The following is a 17,655-nucleotide window of genomic DNA, read 5'->3' on the forward strand; positions in this document are numbered from 1 at the left end:
TCCGGCGCCGGCTGTGCGGCGGCCGGGAATCGACCCCTCCCTCAGCTGAAGCAGAGGTGAACGCCCTGCGGTACGCGAGTGGCCCGATCGGGCCGCGCGTGTACGCCCGTCGCGAAAACGGCGCGCCGCGCTGCGCCGGGGGACCCGGCGGGACCGGTCCGGAAAATCGGTGTGGTTCGAGCTGCCTCTCCCCGGTTAGGAGTGAGGGGGAGCGCTGATCTTGAGCGCTTCATCAAAAGCCGGGACGGAAACGGATTGCGGGCTGAGATAGTGCTGTGATCGTGAAGACCGTACTCCGGATGGCCGTGGTGCTGGATACTCGGCTATCTGTAGCCGGTCGGAGCACCTGAGCCGGAGGGGACGGGCGCATGAGCGAGAAGCCAGCGGGGGCGGATATCCCCGAGTCGACGGTTGGTTCGCAGGTGTCGCCAGTGTCGCAAATGTCATCGATGTCGGGATGGGTGTCGGGCTCGGTGTCCGATGTGTGGCAGAGCAGTCCGCCCGGATCGATCTACGACTACATCCGCATCGCCTCCTTCTCGCTCGGGTCCGACGGCCGCATCACGCAATGGAGCGAACGCGCCGCGGAGCTGCTGGGGCTGACGGCGTCCCAGGCCGTCGGCCAGGACCCGGTGGACGCCTTCATGCCGGCTGAGCTGCGGGAGACCGGCCGCCGCAAGGTCGCCGACATCCTGGACGGCCGGGAGTGGACCGGGCTGGTCCCCTACCGCAGCCCCCAGGCGCCCGGCGAAGTCGGCATCGCCGAGGTGTATGTGATGCCGAGCCAGGACGAGGACGGGGAGCGCACCGCGCTCTGTATCGCCGTCGATGTGAGCGCCCTGCGCGGGCTGGAAACGGATCTTGCCGCCTCACAGGCCGTTTTCGGTCAATCTCCGCTTGGTTTCTTTCTCTTCGGTACAGATTTGCGCATGCTTCGGGTCAACGAGCGCTTTGCGACGGTTTTCGGCCGCCCGGTCGAGGAGTACCGCGGCGCGACCGCGCACGATCTGCTGCCCCGGGGCGAGGCCGACCGGCTCGCCGCCGCCCTGCGCCAAGTCGTGGACACCGGACAGTCCCTGACGGACATGCCGATCATGGGTCCCGTCCCCGGCGGCCACGACCGCCGCCGCTGGTCGGTGTCGCTGTACCGGCTGCACAGCGGATCGGGCCGCCCCATCGGCGTCGCCGGGCTCGCCACCGACGTCACCGGCCGCCGCCGCGCCGAGCAGGAGGCCGCGGGCGTACGTCGCAACCTGGCGCTGCTGAACGAGGCCGGGGCCCGAATAGGCACCTCGCTGGACCTGGAGACCACCGCCCGCGAACTCCTCGACGTGGCCGTCCCGCAGTTCTGCGACCTGGCCTCCGTCGACCTCTACCAGGGGCTGCTGTCCGGCGACGAGACCCCGCCCGGGCTCGCCGACGGCAGCGCCGAGCTGCGCCGCGTCGCCTTCGCCAGCGCCGTCTCGGACGGCCCCGTCGCCTTCGGCGACGTCTACCGCACCGACGACAGCGGCCAGGGCGAGCTGCCCAAGCCCATCGAGGTCGGCGAGGTGCACCGCTACCCGTTCCACTCGCTGTGCGCCCACGCCCTGCGCACCGCCCAGGTCCGGGTCGTCACCGGCCGCGACAGCGGCGAGAGCCTGGAACTCGGCGCCATCCTGCAGTCCACCCTCCTGGTGCCCATGGTCGCCCGCGACACCGTCGTCGGCCTCGCCCAGTTCTCCCGTACGAAGGGCAGCGAACCCTTCGGCGAGCGGGACCGGGCGCTCGCCGTCGAACTGGCCGCCCGCGCCGCAGTCTCCATCGACAACGCCCGGCTCTACCGCAGAGAACACGAGCGCGCGCTGATACTGCAGCGCAGCCTGCTCCCGCCCGGCGACCCGGAGGCCGCCGGGCTCGACATCGCCTGCCGCTATCTGCCGGGCAACGCGGCCACCGAGGTGGGCGGCGACTGGTTCGACGTCATCGAATTGCCCGGGCACCGCACCGCGCTGGTGGTCGGCGACGTGATGGGGCGGGGCCTGCGGGCCGCCGTCGCGATGGGCGAGCTGCGCACCGCCGTCCGCACCCTCGCCCTGCTGGACCTGGAGCCCGCCGAGGTGCTGTCCGCGCTGGACGAGATCGCCCGGGGGCTGGGCGCGCCCGGCGGCTCGAACGCCGGCGCCCGGGCCAAGGGGCGGTCCGACGGCTCCTCCGACCTGTCCGAGGTCTACCTCGCCACCTGTGTGTACGCCGTCTACGACCCGGTCACCCGGCGCTGCACCTTCGCCAACGCGGGCCATCTGCCGCCCGCCCTGGTCGAGCCGGGGGAGGGCGCCCTGCTGATGGAGGTGCCGCCGGGGATGCCGCTCGGGGTCGGCGGCGAGCCCTTCGAGGAGATCGAGGTCGAGCTGCCGGACGGCGCGCTGCTGGCCCTCTACACCGACGGCCTCGTCGAATCCCGCGACCACGCCCTGGACGAGGGGCTCCAGGACCTCCGTACCGCGCTGTCCACGCACGAGGGCGCCGACCGGACGGACGGCTCGCTGGAGGACGTCTGCGACCACGTCCTCAGCCGCCTCGACACCCACCACGGCGAGGACGACATCGCCCTGCTCATGGCCCGGGTGCAGGGACTGCCGTCCGACGCGGTCGGCGACTGGGAGCTGCCCAGCGACCCGCAGTCGGTCGGCAAGGCCAGGGAACTGGCCCGTGAGGCGCTGGAGTCCTGGGGCATGGACGGCCTGGCCGACACCACCGAGCTGCTGGTCAGCGAGCTGGTGACCAACGCGCTGCGGTACGGGGAGGGCGAGATACGGCTACGGCTGCTGCTGGACCGGACGCTGGTGTGCGAGGTCTGGGACGGCAACCTGGTCCAGCCGCGGCGGCGGCGCGCCCGCGACACCGACGAGGGCGGCCGCGGGCTGCAGCTGGTCGGCCTCCTCAGCGCCGGCTGGGGCAGCCGCCGCACCCCGCACGGCAAGACGGTCTGGTTCGAGCTGGCCCTCCCGGACGGCGAGTCCTCGGGCCCGGACTCGGTGGAAGCGCTGCTCAGCCTCTGGTGAGGGACGGCCGCGGGCCCGCAGGAAGCGGGCCCGCGACCGGACTGCTACCCCTCCCGGCGGCGGATCTTGTTGCCCAGCCAGACCAGCGGGTCGTACTTGCGGTCCACGGCCCGCTCCTTGAGCGGGATCAGCGCATTGTCGGTGATCTTGATCCCCTCGGGGCAGACCTCCGTGCAGCACTTGGTGATGTTGCAGTACCCGAGCCCGTGCTCGTCCTGGGCCGCCCGCTTGCGGTCGATCCCGGCCTCGCCCGCCGCGTCCAGCGGATGCATGTCCAGCTCGGACACCCGCATCAGGAACCGCGGGCCCGCGAAGGCCTCCTTGTTCTGCTCGAAGTCGCGCAGCACATGGCAGGTGTCCTGGCACAGGAAGCACTCGATGCACTTACGGAACTCCTGCGAGCGCCCCACGTCCTCCTGCTGCATCCGGTACTCGCCCGGCCCCAGCCCCTCCGGCGGGACGAAGGACGGCACCTCACGGGCCTTGGTGTAGTTGAAGGACACGTCCGTGACCAGGTCACGCACGACCGGGAAGGCCCGCAGCGGCGTCAGCGTGATCGTCTCGTCGCGGCCGAAAACCGACATCCGCGTCATGCACAGCAGCCGCGGTCGTCCGTTGACCTCGGCGCTGCACGATCCGCATTTGCCCGCCTTGCAGTTCCAGCGGACCGCCAGGTCCGGTGCCTGGGTCGCCTGGAGGCGGTGGACGATGTCCAAAACGACTTCGCCCTCATTGACCTCGACGCGGAAGTCCCGCAGACCGCCGCCCTCCACATCGCCCCGCCACACCCTGAAGTGGGCCTCGTACGCGCTCACCGGGTCAGCTCCTCGTCCGTCAGGTACTTCACCAGCTCGTCCTTTTCGAACAGGTTCAGCAGATCGGGCCGGATGGGCGGCGTCTCGCGCCGCTCCAGCCGGATCTGCCCGCGCCCGGGGTCGGGCGGCGCGGCGAGACCGGCCGAGGGGTCGGAGAGGCGGCAGACCAGGTTGACCCGGCGCCATTCGCGGTCCATCTCGGGGCAGTCGTCGCGGGTGTGGCCGCCACGGCTCTCGGTGCGCTCCAGGGCGGCGCGCGCCACGCACTCGCTGACCAGCAGCATGTTGCGCAGGTCGATGGCCAGGTGCCAGCCGGGGTTGAACTGCCGGTGGCCCTCGACGCCGGCCCGCCGCGCCCGTACCCGCAGGGCCGCCAGCCGGTGCAGCGCGTCCTCCATCTCGCCGGCCCGCCTGATGATGCCCACCAGGTCGTTCATGGTCTGCTGCAGCTCCTGGTGCAGCGTGTACGGGTTCTCGGCGGGACCGGCCGGGCCGCCGGCCGCCTCCTCGCCCTCGGACGGCACGTCGCCGTCCTCGGCGCTGAACGGCCGCAGCGCCTCGGCCGCCGCCAGGTCCAGCTGGGCGTCGTCGGGCACCGGACGGGCGCCGGACTCGGCGGTCTCCTGGGCGTACCGGGCCGCGTACAGTCCGGCGCGGCGGCCGAAGACCAGCAGGTCGGAGAGGGAGTTGCCGCCGAGCCGGTTGGAACCGTGCATCCCGCCGGCGACCTCGCCCGCGGCGAAGAGGCCGGGGACGCCGTTCGCGGCCGCGGTGTCCGGGTCGACGTCCACCCCGCCCATCACGTAGTGGCAGGTGGGGCCGACCTCCATGGGCTCGGCCGTGATGTCGACGTCGGCCAGCTCCTTGAACTGGTGGTGCATCGACGGCAGCCGCCGCTTGATCACCTCGGCGGGCATCCGGGTGGAGACGTCGAGGAAGACGCCGCCGTGCGGGGAGCCGCGGCCCGCCTTGACCTCGGAGTTGATGGCGCGGGCCACCTCGTCGCGGGGGAGCAGCTCGGGCGGGCGGCGGTTGTGGTCCGGGTCCTCGTACCAGCGGTCGCCCTCGTCCTCGGACTGGGCGTACTTCTCCTTGAAGACGTCCGGAATGTAGTCGAACATGAAGCGCTTGCCCTCGCTGTTGCGCAGCACCCCGCCGTCCCCGCGCACCGACTCGGTGACGAGGATCCCCTTGACCGAGGGCGGCCAGACCATGCCGGTCGGGTGGAACTGCACGAACTCCATGTTGATCAGCGGGGCCCCGGCGAGCAGCGCGAGGGCGTGGCCGTCGCCGGTGTACTCCCAGGAGTTGGAGGTCACCTTGAAGGACTTGCCGATGCCGCCGGTGGCCAGCACCACGGCAGGGGCCTCGATCGCGAAGAAGCGGCCGGACTCCCGCTCGTATCCGAAGACCCCGGCGACCCGCTCGCCCGCCTCGTCCTTGACGATGCGGGTGACCGTGCACTCCTGGAAGACCTTGAGCCGCGCCTCGTAGTCGCCGGTCTCGGCCTTGTCCTCCTGCTGGAGGGAGACGATCTTCTGCTGGAGGGTGCGGATCAGCTCCAGCCCTGTGCGGTCGCCGACGTGGGCGAGCCGCGGGTACTCATGGCCGCCGAAGTTCCGCTGGGAGATCCGCCCGTCCGGGGTGCGGTCGAAGAGCGCGCCCCAGGTCTCCAGCTCCCAGACCCGGTCCGGGGCCTCCTGGGCGTGCAGCTCGGCCATCCGCCAGTGGTTGAGGAACTTGCCGCCGCGCATGGTGTCGCGGAAGTGCACCTGCCAGTTGTCGCCCGCGTTGACATTGCCCATGCTGGCGGCGATGCCGCCCTCGGCCATCACCGTATGGGCCTTGCCGAAGAGCGACTTGCAGATGACGGCGCAGCGCATGCCCTGTTCGCGTGCCTCGATCGCGGCCCGCAGCCCGGCGCCCCCCGCGCCGATCACGACCACGTCCCAGGCCTGCCGTTCGACTTGCGTCATCGTTGAAGGCACCTCTCCTAGAAGAACCGGGGGTCGTCGAAGGCGCCGCTCGCCAGCAGATACACATAGAAGTCGGCGACGGCGACGCTGATCAGCGACGCCCAGGCCAGCTGCATGTGGCGCATATTGAGCGAGCTGACCCAGCCCCAGAGCCGGTAGCGCACCGGATGCCGGGAGAAGTGCTTGAGCCGGCCGCCGACGATGTGCCGGCAGGAGTGGCAGGAGAGGGTGTACGCCCAGATCAGCGCGATGTTGGCGAGCAGCACCAGGGTGCCGAGGCCCATGTGACCCCACCGGCCGTGCTCGTCCCGGAAGGCGAGGACGGTGTCATAGGTGAGGATCCCCGCGACGATCACCGCGAAGTAGAAGAAGTAGCGGTGGATGTTCTGCAGGATGAGCGGGAAGCGGGTCTCGCCGGTGTAGTTGGCGCGCGGCTCGGCGACCGCGCAGGCCGGTGGTGAGGCCCAGAAGCCCCGGTAGTACGCCTTGCGGTAGTAGTAGCAGGTCAGCCGGAAGCCGAGCGGGAAGATCAGGATCAGCAGGGCGGGGGACAGGCCCCACCACGCGCCGAAGATCTCCCAGTTCGCGCCGCCCTTCATGGGGACGCAGTTCTGCGCGACGCACGGCGAGTAGAACGGGGAGACGTACGGCTCGGCGTAGTAGTTGTCCCCGGCGAAGGCCCGCCAGGTCGAGTAGACGATGAACGCGAACAGCCCGGCGGCGGTGACCGCGGGCGCCAGCCACCAGCGGTCGGTCCGCAGATGGCGGGCGGGGATGGCGGCGCGCGAGGGGCCGCGCACGCCGCTCGTGGCCGCTTCCCGGTCGGATGGGGGCGTGGCGGCTTGGGGGTCGGTGCCAGTGGCCAAGGGAAACTCCGCGGTGGAGTGGTGTGGGGGACGGTCGGGTGCGGACCCGTCGGTACGGGCGCGCGCCGGGCGACCCCTTTTATGGAGCGTGACGGTCGCGCGCGCCGAGACCCTCGTCGTCGACGTCCGACCACAGCGCGCTGTTGTACGGCGCGTCGGGGACCGGAACCATCTCGGGGCGCGGCCGCTCCGCGCCGGGGGCCGTATCGCGCAGCAGGGCGAGACTCTCGCGCAGGTGGTCCGCGTCGGTGCGGACCCGTCGTATCTCCAGTCCGCCGGCGCCGACCCGGTCTTCCAGCCGGGTGACGGAGCGGACCAGGTCGTCGAGACAGCGTTGGACGGCCGTCAAGTCGTCGTTCAAGGACATTGACTTGCCCTCACTTCCGCGGTTGCGGTTGGCGGCGCTCATGCGAGACAGCGAGTGTTACGCGTCACAGTCCTGGTTGGGAAGGGATCTGCCGCGATTCGCGGAGTCACCGGCGTGATCACGCCGCCGTGCGCCGGAGTGCGCGCCGGTCGAATGGAGCCGGTCGGGTGATCCTGTCCCCTCCATGGCCGTCCCGAGGGTGCTGTCTCATGATCCGTCGCTTTGAGTAAGGAGTATATGCGACAGGCGTCAAAATGTGCGAAATGCGCCTAATACCGGCACACCCCGGAGGTCACGAGCCATGTCCATCGACAAGAGACGCTGCGCCGTGCTGCTCGCCGCGGGAGTGCTGCTGCCGCTGCCCGTGCTGATCGGGTGCAGCTCCGATGACGACGACGCCCCGCCGTCGCCCGCGGCCCGGGACATCGCCCCGGCCTCCCGTATGCAGACCGCCCCCGGCGGCACGCTGCGCTGGGCGCTCGACGCCCGGCCCGCGACCTTCAACGCCTTCCAGACCTCCGCCGACGCCGGCACCGAGCGGGTCGCCGGAGCGGTGCTGCCCGCGCTCCACACCCTCGACGCCCGCGGCCGCCCGCAGCTCAACCGCGACTACCTGGAGTCCGCCGAGGTGGTCTCGCGCGAGCCCAAGCAGGTCGTGGTCTACAAGCTCAACCCCAAGGCGGTGTGGAGCGACGGCCGCCCGCTCGGCGCGGAGGACTTCTCCGCCCAGTGGAAGGCGCTGCGCGGCACGGAGAACGCCTACTGGACCGCTCGTAACGCCGGATACGACCGCATCGCCAGGATCCAGCCCGGCGAGAAGGACCACGAGGTCAAGGTCACCTTCGCCAAGCCGTACACCGACTGGCGGTCGCTGTTCACGCCGCTGTACCCGAAGAGCGTGATGAGCAACCCGGCCGTCTTCAACGCGGGGGCCGGCAAGGGGCTCGCCGTCAGCTCCGGCCCCTTCACGGTCCGCGAGGTGAAGGACACCTCCGTCACCCTCGTGCGGAACCCCAGGTGGTGGGGCGACCGGGCCCGGCTGAACCGGCTGGTCTTCGAGGCCGTCCCGGCCAGGAAGCGGGCCGCGGCCCTGATCGACGGGACCCTCGACATGGCCGAGGTCGACCGGTCGACGGCGCGCCGCATCCAGGCCGCGACGCCCGCCGGGAAGGGGGCCGCCGGCGCCAAGCTGCACCCCTCGGGCAAGGCGGGCGCGCCGAAGCTGGAGACCCACGCCCAGGACGCCGCGGACGCCACCCGCGACCGGGCGGAGGCCGAGAAGGCCCCGGGGACCCGGCGGTCCGAGACGGTGGCCCTGCGCCGCTACACCCTGCGCAAGGCGCTGGATCCCGCGTACACCCAGCTCGCCATCAACGGGACCAAGGGCCCGCTCGCGGATGAGCGGGTGCGCCGCGCGGTGGCCCGCGCGATCGACCGCGACGCGCTCGCCACGTCGGTCCTGAAGCCGTTCGGGCTGCCCACCGAGCCGCTCGGCAACCATCTGCTGATGTCCGAGCAGAAGGGGTACAAGGACCACAGCGGCGCCCTCGGCGGGACCGACGCCCAGGCCGCGCAGTCCCTGCTCGCCGACGCCGGCTGGCACTCCAGCGGCTCGTCCGCCCGCCAGAAGTCGGTCGACGGCAAGACGGACGACCGGGGACGGGAGCCGAGCCCGGCCACGGGTGGGGCGAAGGCGGACAAGTCAGCGGGTCCCGCCCCCGCGGCGGGTGACGCGGGCCGGTCCGGACGCTCCCGCCCGGCCGTCGTGCGGAAGAAGGGCCGGCCGCTCGTGCTGCGCTTCGTCGTCCCGTCCGACTCCGGCGCCGGCTCGCTGCCCGCCGTCGGCGAGCGCATCGGCCGGATGCTGGAGGGGATCGGCGTCCGCACCGAGATCACCAAGGTGAAGAGCGACGCCTTCTTCAAGGACCACATCGCCACCGGCAAGTATGACCTGGCCCTCTACTCCTGGCCCGCCTCCGCCTACCCGGCGACCGACGGCCGCCCGATCTACGCCAAGCCCCAGCCGGCCGCGGACGGCTCGCTGGTGGTGGAGCAGAACTACACCCGGGTCGGTACGGACCAGATCGACCAGCTCTTCGACCAGGCGCTCTCCGAGCTGGACGGCGGCGCCTCGCGCGCCCTGGTCGGCCGGGCGGACGCCCGGATCTGGGCGGCCGCCGGATCGATTCCGCTCTTCCAGCCGCCGCAGCTGGTCGCGGTCCGCAAGACGGTGGGCAACGCCGGGGCGTTCGGCTTCGCCACCCCCCGCTACCAGGACATCGGCTTCCGTAAGTAGCCGCGAGAGCGTGCGGGCGCGGGCCCGAGGGTGTGCGGACGGCGTGGGGACGGGTGGCGGCATCCGTCCCCACGCCGTCCCCTTACCATGGGGTGAGGCCGTGGCGTAAGCAGCCCGGCAGAAAGGCGCGCCGGACAAAGGAGCGCGCTGCCACCCACGAAACCGGGAGAAGCGCGCTCGTATGCCCACGCGCCACGATATTCGTAACGTCGCCATCGTCGCCCACGTCGACCACGGCAAGACGACCCTCGTCGACGCCATGCTCAAGCAGGCCGGTGCGTTCGCCGCGCACCAGCAGGTGGACGACCGGGTGATGGACTCCAACGACCTGGAGCGCGAGAAGGGCATCACCATTCTCGCGAAGAACACCGCCGTGAAGTACCACCCGGCGGACGGCAGTGACCCCGTCACCATCAACATCATCGACACCCCCGGCCACGCCGACTTCGGCGGCGAGGTCGAGCGCGGGCTGTCCATGGTCGACGCCGTGGTGCTGCTGGTGGACGCCTCCGAGGGCCCGCTGCCGCAGACCCGCTTCGTGCTGCGCAAGGCGCTCCAGGCCAAGCTGCCGGTCATCCTGTGCATCAACAAGACGGACCGCCCGGACTCCCGGATCGACGACGTCGTCAACGAGACGTACGACCTGTTCCTGGACCTGGACGCGACCGAGGAGCAGATCGAGTTCCCGATCGTCTACGCCTGCGCCCGGGACGGCATCGCCTCGCTGACCAAGCCGGAGGACGGCACCGTCCCGGCGGACAGCGACAGCCTCTGGCCGTTCTTCGTCACCCTGCTGGAGACCGTCCCGGCGCCCGAGTACGACGCGGCCGCCCCGCTCCAGGCCCACGTCACCAACCTGGACGCGGACAACTTCCTCGGCCGGATCGCGCTGCTCCGCGTCGAGCAGGGCGAGCTGAAGAAGGGCCAGACCGTCGCCTGGATCAAGCGCGACGGCACGATCTCCAACGTCCGCATCACCGAGCTGATGATGACCGAGGCGCTCACCCGCAAGCCCGCCGAGGTGGCCGGGCCCGGGGACATCTGCGCGGTCGCCGGTATCCCGGACATCATGATCGGCGAGACCCTGGCCGACCCCGAGAACCCGATCGCGCTCCCGCTGATCACCGTCGACGAGCCGGCCATCTCGATGACCATCGGCACCAACACCTCGCCGCTGGTCGGCAAGGGCGGCAAGGGCCACAAGGTCACCGCCCGGCTGGTCAAGGACCGCCTGGAGAAGGAGCTGATCGGCAACGTCTCGCTGCGCGTGCTGCCGACCGAGCGCCCCGACGCCTGGGAGGTCCAGGGCCGCGGCGAGCTGGCGCTGGCGATCCTCGTCGAGACGATGCGCCGGGAGGGCTTCGAGCTGACCGTCGGCAAGCCGGAGGTCGTCACCAAGGAGGTCGACGGCAAGCTCCACGAGCCGATCGAGCGCCTGACCATCGACGCGCCGGAGGAGCACCTCGGCGCCATCACCCAGCTGATGGCGACCCGCAAGGGGCGCATGGAGACCATGACCAACCACGGCTCCGGCTGGATCCGCATGGAGTGGATCGTGCCGTCCCGCGGCCTCATCGGCTTCCGCACCGAGTTCCTGACCCAGACCCGCGGCACCGGTATCGCGCACTCCATCTTCGAGGGCCACGAGCCGTGGTTCGGCGAGCTGCGCACCCGTAACAGCGGCTCCCTGGTGGCCGACCGCTCGGGCGCGGTGACCGCGTTCGCGATGACCAACCTCCAGGAGCGCGGCGTGCTGTTCACCTCGCCCGGCACCGAGGTGTACGAGGGCATGATCGTCGGCGAGAACTCGCGCGCCGACGACATGGACGTGAACATCACCAAGGAGAAGAAGCTCACCAACATGCGGTCCTCGACCGCGGACGTGACCGAATCCCTGGTGCCGCCGCGGCTGCTGTCGCTGGAGCAGTCCCTGGAGTTCTGCCGCGACGACGAGTGCGTCGAGGTGACCCCGGAGACGGTCCGCATCCGCAAGGTCGTACTGGACCAGAAGGAGCGCGGCCGCGCCGCGTCGCGCGCCAAGCGCTGAATTTCGCCTCTGTGCGCCACTGACGGCCCGGGCTTCCGCTTCCATGGCGGGGCCCGGGCCGTCGCCGTTTCAGGAAGCTGCCAGTCAAGCGGTTATCCGGCGATGGGTGTCCGGATATCGGTGTTGAGGCTCCGCATGATGTGTTAACAGTCCGTTTCGCGTGTGTCTGTCTGCGGCAGTTTTGTCCGGATTTCGAGGCTCCGCGCGTAGATGATGTGACCAAAGCGAGACCCATAAGGTGTGGTTTACGAGGCTGGCGTGCTCAATCATGGGGTCCATTGAGCTCGGGTCAACGGGTCGCACGCTGTGGGGAGCGAGGGCCTGCGAGCACATCTGGGGGGTCCGGTCCCTTTCGCTGTCAGGGGTGTCAGCGTGTCATCCGGACACCCCTCTCGAAGCAGCAGAGGACTCCGGAGGAGGCAAACCCATGCGTGGTGCCCAGAGCGCCAAGTGGGTCGCGATGGCCGCGGTCGTGGCACTGGCCGCGACCGCTTGTGGCGGCGGCGGTGACAAGGGCGACAGCAAGGCCGCTGTCGACCCGAACGGTGTGTACACCTACGACGACGTCGAGCCGCAGAACCCGCTGATCCCGACCAACACCAACGAGGTCGGCGGCCACTACATCCTGGCGAACCTCTTTCGTGGTCTGGTCGGCTACGACGTGAAGGGCAACCTGGTGAACCAGGTCGCCCAGAGCGTCGAGTCCCCGGACAACCAGAACTTCACGGTCAAACTGAAGCCGGGCTGGAAGTTCCACAACGGGGAAGAGGTCACGTCCAACTCCTTCGTGGACGCCTGGAACTGGGCGGCGAACGTCAAGAACGCCCAGCTCAACTCCTCCTGGTTCGCCGACATCGAGGGCTACGACGAGGTCCACCCGGAGAAGGGTGACCCGAAGGCCGACAAGATGTCCGGTCTGAAGGTGAAGAGCCCGACCGAGTTCACCATCAAGCTGTCGCACCCGGTCTCCACCTTCAAGGACCGGCTCTTCTACGACGCCTTCTACCCGCTGCCCAAGGCGTTCTTCAAGGACCCCAAGAAGTTCGGCGAGGCCCCCATCGGCAACGGCCCCTACGAGGTCGACGGCAAGTGGGAGCACAAGGTCCAGTTCAAGGTGAAGAAGTACGCCGGTTACAAGGGCACGGACAAGCCCAAGAACGGCGGCATCACCTTCAAGTTCTATAACAAGGAAGAAAGCGCCTACAACGACCTGGTCTCCGACAAGCTGGACATCATGTACCAGGTCCCGCCGTCGGCGGTGAACGTCTACAAGACGGACCTGGGTGACCGCTCGGTCGACCAGATGTATGGCGGCAACACGGCCATCGCCTTCCCGATGTATGACAAGGCATGGGGCAAGCCGGAGAAGGCCAAGGTCCGCCAGGGCCTGTCCATGGCGATCGACCGTGAGACCATCGCCAAGACCGCGCTCAAGGGCTCCAAGGACGCGGCCGACGGCTGGACCCCGAAGGTCGTCGACGGCTACAAGCCCAACGCCTGTGGTGAGTACTGCAAGTTCAACCCGAGCAAGGCCAAGCAGCTCATCAAGGAGGGCGGCGGCGTCCCCGGCGGCAAGATGACCATCGCCTACAACGCCGACGGCGGCAACAAGGAATGGTCCGAGGCGGTCTGCAACGACATCAAGCAGAACGCCGGCGTGCCCTGTGTCGCCGAGCCGCGCGCGACCTTCCAGCAGCTGCGCACCGAGATCACCGACAAGAAGATGAACAGCGCGTTCCGGATGGCCTGGGTCCAGGACTTCCCGAACATCTCCAACTTCATCTCGGAGCAGTACCGCACCGGTGCGGGCGCCAATGACTCCGGCTTCAGCGACAAGAAGCTGGACAAGCTGATGGAGGAGGCCGACAAGGCCAAGACCATCGAGGAGTCCAACAAGCTCTACGCCGAGGCCGAGGCGAAGCTCAAGGACACCATGCCGTCCATCCCGCTCTTCTTCGACCACACCAACGCCGGCTACTCCAAGAACGTCCAGAACGTCAAGTTCGACACGTTCCGCCAGGCGATCTGGACCGAGGTCGAGGTCAAGAAGTAGTCGTACGGCTTGCAGTGACGCGAGCCCAGTGACCGCCCGTCCCACCCGGACGGGCGGTCGCTGGGTGCGTCGGCGACAGGAGGACACCCATGGGGCGCTACGTCGCGAGGCGACTGCTCCAGATGATCCCGGTCTTCATCGGGACCACCCTGCTCATCTTTCTGATGGTGTACTCGCTCCCGGGCGACCCCATCAAGGCGCTCTTCGGCTCCCGGGCGGCCGACCCCGCCACGGTCGAGAGACTGCGCCACCAGTTCGGGCTGGACAGGCCCCTGCTGACCCAGTACTGGGACTACCTCACCGGGCTCTTCCAGGGCGACTTCGGACAGAGCTTCACCGGCCGCCCGGTCTCCGAGCTGATGGCCGACGCCTTCCCGGTCACCATCCGGCTCGCGCTCTTCGCCTTCGCCATTGAGGTGGTCGTCGGCGTCGCGCTCGGTGTGGTGACGGGCCTGATGCGGGGCAAGTTCCTGGACCAGTTCGTCCTGGTGTTCACCCTGATCGTGACCTCGATCCCGGTGTTCGTGATCGGCTTCTTCGCCGTGTTCCTGCTCGGCGTCAAGTGGAAGTGGATCACCCCGACCGTCCAGGACTCCATGGACCTCGGGCAGCTGTTCGTACCGGCCCTGGTGCTGGGCGCCCTCTCGCTCGCCTATGTGTCGCGTCTGACCCGGACCACCGTGGTGGAGAACCTCCGCGCCGACTACATGCGCACCGCGCTCGCCAAGGGCCTGCCCCGACGCCGGATCATCGGCGTCCACTTGATGCGCAACTCGCTCATCCCTGTCGTCACGTTCCTCGGCACCGACCTGGGCACGCTCATGGGCGGCGCCATCGTCACCGAGGGAATCTTCAACATCCAGGGCGTGGGCAACACCCTCTTCAAGGCCATCCAGACGAGTGAGGGTCCCACCGTCGTCGGCATCGTGACCGTGCTCGTCCTCATCTACCTGGTGAGCAGCCTGGTCGTCGACCTGTTGTACGCAGTCCTGGACCCGAGGATCCGCTATGCCTGAGAACACACTGGCTCCCGAGGCCGGCCCCGCGCCGTCAGGCCCCGCTGTCACGCCGCCGGCGAGCGGCGAGGTCACCAAGGCACGCAGCCTGGGTCAGGACGCCTGGCGCGAACTGCGCCGCAACCCCATCTTCTGGTTCTCCGCCGTGCTGCTCGTGCTCTTCCTGCTCATGGCGGCGCTGCCCGGGCTGTTCACGGATGTCGATCCGCGTCACGCCGATCTGCGCAACCACTACCTGGGCAAGCCGAACTGGGGGCACATCTTCCAGGCGGACTGGTTCGGCTACAACGGCCAGGGCCAGAGCGTCTACGCCCGCACCATCTACGGCGCCCGTGCTTCGGTCATCATCGGCGTCTGCGTGACCCTCGGGGTCACCCTCGTCGGTGGTCTGATCGGCATGTTCGCGGGGTACTTCGGCGGCTGGCTCGACACCCTGCTCTCCCGGCTCACCGACATCTTCTTCGGCATCCCGCTGCTGCTCGGCGGTCTGGTGCTGCTCCAGGCGTTCACTCACCGCACGATCTGGACCGTCACGCTTGCCCTCATCGCGTTCGGCTGGATGCCACTCGCCCGGGTGATGCGCGGTGCCGTGATCACCCAGAAGCAGGCCGACTTCGTGACGGCGGCACGCGCGCTCGGTGCGGGCACCACCCGGATCCTGTTCCGGCACATCCTGCCCAACGCCCTCGCCCCGGTGATCGTCGTCGCGACCATCGCGCTCGGCGGCTTCGTCTCCACCGAGGCCACCCTGTCGTACCTGGGTATCGGCCTCCAGCCGCCGACGGTCTCCTGGGGCGTGGACATCTCGGACGCCAACGACTTGCTGCGGGAGGCCCCACACGTCCTGCTCGTCCCGGCCACCTTCCTGAGCCTGACCGTGCTGGCGTTCATCCTGCTCGGCGACGCCGTACGCGACGCCTTCGACCCCAAACTGCGCTGAGGGAGGCGTACGTGACCACGATCGAGAAGACCAGCGCCGTCCCCTCCGCGCGCGACGGGGACGACAACGGCGGGCCGCTGCTGGAAGTCCGCGACCTGCACGTGGAGTTCCACACCCGCGACGGTGTCGCCAAGGCCGTCAACGGCGTCAACTACTCCGTGAGCGCCGGTGAGACCCTCGCCGTGCTCGGCGAGTCCGGCTCCGGCAAGTCCGTGACCGCGCAGGCCATCATGGGCATCCTGGACATGCCGCCCGGCAAGATCCCGCAGGGGCAGATCCTCTTCCGCGGCGAGGACATGCTCACCATGAGCGGGGAGGACCGTCGCAAGATCCGCGGCCGCAGGATCGCCATGATCTTCCAGGACGCGCTGTCCTCGCTGAACCCGGTGCTCTCCGTCGGCTATCAGCTCGGCGAGATGTTCCGGGTCCACCAGGGGCTGTCCAAGAAGGACGCCAAGGCCAAGGCCATCGAGCTGATGGACAGGGTCCGCATCCCCGCCGCCAAGGAGCGGGTGGGCGACTACCCGCACCAGTTCTCCGGCGGTATGCGCCAGCGCATCATGATCGCCATGGCGCTGGCCCTGGAGCCGGACCTGATCATCGCCGACGAGCCGACCACCGCGCTCGACGTGACCGTTCAGGCCCAGGTGATGGACCTGCTCGCGGAGCTTCAGCGCGAGTACAACATGGGCCTGATCCTGATCACCCATGACCTGGGCGTGGTTGCGGACGTCGCCGACAAGATCGCGGTGATGTACGCGGGCCGGATCGTGGAGACCGCCCCCGTGCACGAGCTGTACAAGCGCCCCGCCCATCCGTACACCAGGGGGCTGCTCGACTCGATCCCGCGGCTGGACCACAAGGGCCAGGAGCTGTACGCGATCAAGGGCCTGCCGCCCAATCTGCTCAAGATCCCCTCGGGCTGCGCCTTCAACCCGCGCTGCCCCCAGGCCCAGGACATCTGCACCACCGAGGTCCCGGCGCTGGCCGCGGTCACCGAGCAGGACGGCACCGCGCTGCCGGGCCGCGGCAGCGCGTGCCACTTCTGGAAGGAGACGATCCATGGCTGAGACGGAGAAGGACGACAAGGCCGTGGACGCAGCGGAAGCGGCCACCCCGAACGTCTCCGAGGTGACGACGGTCGACGCCGCGAACGAGGACGAGGCCGTGGCCGCCCTCGACGCACATGTCGACCGGGGGGAGCCGATCCTCCAGGTGCGCAACCTGGTCAAGCACTTCCCGCTGACCCAGGGCATCCTCTTCAAGAAGCAGGTCGGCGCGGTCAAGGCGGTCGACGGCGTCTCCTTCGACCTCTACCAGGGCGAGACGCTCGGCATCGTCGGCGAGTCCGGCTGCGGCAAGTCCACCGTCGCCAAGCTGCTGATGACCCTGGAGACCGCCACCGCGGGCGAGGTGTTCTACAAGGGCCAGGACATCACCAAGCTGTCCGGGCGCGCCCTGCGGGCCGTCCGCCGCAACATCCAGATGGTCTTCCAGGACCCGTACACCTCGCTCAACCCCCGCATGACGGTGGGCGACATCATCGGCGAGCCGTACGAGATCCACCCCGAGGTCGCGCCCAAGGGCGACCGGCGGCGCAAGGTCCAGGAGCTGCTGGACGTCGTCGGCCTCAACCCGGAGTACCTCAACCGCTATCCGCACCAGTTCTCCGGCGGCCAGCGCCAGCGCATCGGCATCGCCCGCGGCCTCGCGCTCAACCCGGAGATCATCATCTGCGACGAGCCGGTCTCGGCGCTGGACGTGTCCGTGCAGGCGCAGGTCATCAACCTGATGGAGAAGCTCCAGGACGAGTTCAACCTGTCCTACATCTTCATCGCCCACGACCTGTCCATCGTCCGCCACATCTCCGACCGGGTCGGCGTGATGTACCTGGGCAAGATGGCCGAGATCGGCACCGACGCCGAGATCTACGACCACCCGACGCATCCGTACACCCAGGCCCTGCTGTCCGCCGTCCCGGTGCCCGACCCGGAGTCGCGGGAGGGCCGGGAGCGGATCATCCTCACCGGCGACGTCCCCTCCCCGGCCAACCCGCCCTCCGGTTGCCGCTTCCGCACCCGCTGCTGGAAGGCGGAGGACAAGTGCGCCAAGGAGGTGCCGCTGCTCGCCATCCCCGAGCGGTTCGCCGGTACGGACTCCCTCGCGGCGCACGAGTCGGCGTGCCACTTCGCGGAGGAGAAGGACGTGGTGCACGCATAACCGCGCCCTGCGCGG

At 69.5% G+C, this 17,655-nt stretch carries 12 protein-coding genes; 8 read left to right on the forward strand and 4 right to left on the reverse strand.

The window, feature by feature from the left end; translation table 11 throughout:
- Window positions 1-368 precede the first annotated feature (368 nt).
- On the forward strand, window positions 369-3,044 hold the full coding sequence (locus ACH4SI_RS09330) for a SpoIIE family protein phosphatase (protein WP_398294421.1): 2,676 nt from the start codon (window positions 369-371) through the stop codon (window positions 3,042-3,044).
- Between the two features lie 44 nt (window positions 3,045-3,088).
- On the opposite strand, the gene ACH4SI_RS09335 is transcribed toward ACH4SI_RS09330, so the two are convergent.
- The 4 genes from ACH4SI_RS09335 to ACH4SI_RS09350 form a co-directional block, all read right to left on the reverse strand.
- Complete coding sequence (locus ACH4SI_RS09335; RefSeq protein WP_398294423.1) at window positions 3,089-3,859, reverse strand: succinate dehydrogenase/fumarate reductase iron-sulfur subunit; 771 nt, start codon at window positions 3,857-3,859, stop codon at window positions 3,089-3,091.
- Complete coding sequence (locus tag ACH4SI_RS09340) at window positions 3,856-5,835, reverse strand: fumarate reductase/succinate dehydrogenase flavoprotein subunit (protein ID WP_398294425.1); 1,980 nt, start codon at window positions 5,833-5,835, stop codon at window positions 3,856-3,858. Before ACH4SI_RS09340 ends, ACH4SI_RS09335 begins: the two co-directional genes overlap by 4 nt.
- 17 nt (window positions 5,836-5,852) lie before the next feature.
- The gene (locus tag ACH4SI_RS09345) at window positions 5,853-6,701 is read right to left on the reverse strand and encodes a hypothetical protein (protein WP_398294427.1); all 849 of its coding nucleotides are present in this window, start codon (window positions 6,699-6,701) and stop codon (window positions 5,853-5,855) included.
- Window positions 6,702-6,780: 79 nt separating this feature from the next.
- The gene (locus ACH4SI_RS09350; RefSeq protein ID WP_398294429.1) at window positions 6,781-7,068 is read right to left on the reverse strand and encodes a hypothetical protein; all 288 of its coding nucleotides are present in this window, start codon (window positions 7,066-7,068) and stop codon (window positions 6,781-6,783) included.
- A 301-nt stretch (window positions 7,069-7,369) separates the two neighbouring features.
- Here ACH4SI_RS09350 and ACH4SI_RS09355 point away from each other — a divergent pair, with 301 nt between their 5' ends.
- The 7 genes from ACH4SI_RS09355 to ACH4SI_RS09385 all read left to right on the forward strand — a co-directional run bounded on the left by ACH4SI_RS09355 (window position 7,370) and on the right by ACH4SI_RS09385 (window position 17,640).
- Entirely contained in the window at window positions 7,370-9,364 is a 1,995-nt protein-coding gene (locus ACH4SI_RS09355; RefSeq protein ID WP_398294431.1) for an ABC transporter family substrate-binding protein, read from the forward strand.
- A 181-nt stretch (window positions 9,365-9,545) separates the two neighbouring features.
- Window positions 9,546-11,411: a translational GTPase TypA gene (typA, locus tag ACH4SI_RS09360; protein ID WP_398294433.1), complete on the forward strand. Its 1,866-nt coding sequence runs from the start codon at window positions 9,546-9,548 to the stop codon at window positions 11,409-11,411.
- Between the two features lie 427 nt (window positions 11,412-11,838).
- Window positions 11,839-13,464 carry an ABC transporter substrate-binding protein gene (locus tag ACH4SI_RS09365; RefSeq protein WP_398294435.1) on the forward strand — a complete coding sequence of 542 codons (1,626 nt, stop codon included), beginning with the start codon at window positions 11,839-11,841 and terminating at the stop codon, window positions 13,462-13,464.
- A gap of 89 nt (window positions 13,465-13,553) precedes the next feature.
- Window positions 13,554-14,480, forward strand: a complete 927-nt coding sequence (locus tag ACH4SI_RS09370; RefSeq protein ID WP_398294437.1) for an ABC transporter permease — start codon at window positions 13,554-13,556, stop codon at window positions 14,478-14,480.
- On the forward strand, window positions 14,473-15,420 hold the full coding sequence (locus ACH4SI_RS09375) for an ABC transporter permease (RefSeq protein WP_398294439.1): 948 nt from the start codon (window positions 14,473-14,475) through the stop codon (window positions 15,418-15,420). Before ACH4SI_RS09370 ends, ACH4SI_RS09375 begins: the two co-directional genes overlap by 8 nt.
- Window positions 15,421-15,431: 11 nt before the next feature.
- Window positions 15,432-16,490, forward strand: coding sequence for an ABC transporter ATP-binding protein (locus ACH4SI_RS09380; RefSeq protein ID WP_398294441.1), 1,059 nt, complete (start codon window positions 15,432-15,434; stop codon window positions 16,488-16,490).
- Window positions 16,483-17,640 (forward strand): ABC transporter ATP-binding protein, encoded by a 1,158-nt coding sequence (locus ACH4SI_RS09385; protein ID WP_398294443.1) that lies wholly within the window; start codon window positions 16,483-16,485, stop codon window positions 17,638-17,640. Before ACH4SI_RS09380 ends, ACH4SI_RS09385 begins: the two co-directional genes overlap by 8 nt.
- The last annotated feature ends 15 nt before the right edge of the window (window positions 17,641-17,655 follow it).

Source organism: Streptomyces sp. NPDC021212 (assembly GCF_044332925.1).
In the GTDB taxonomy this organism is placed as follows: Bacteria; Actinomycetota; Actinomycetes; order Streptomycetales; family Streptomycetaceae; genus Streptomyces.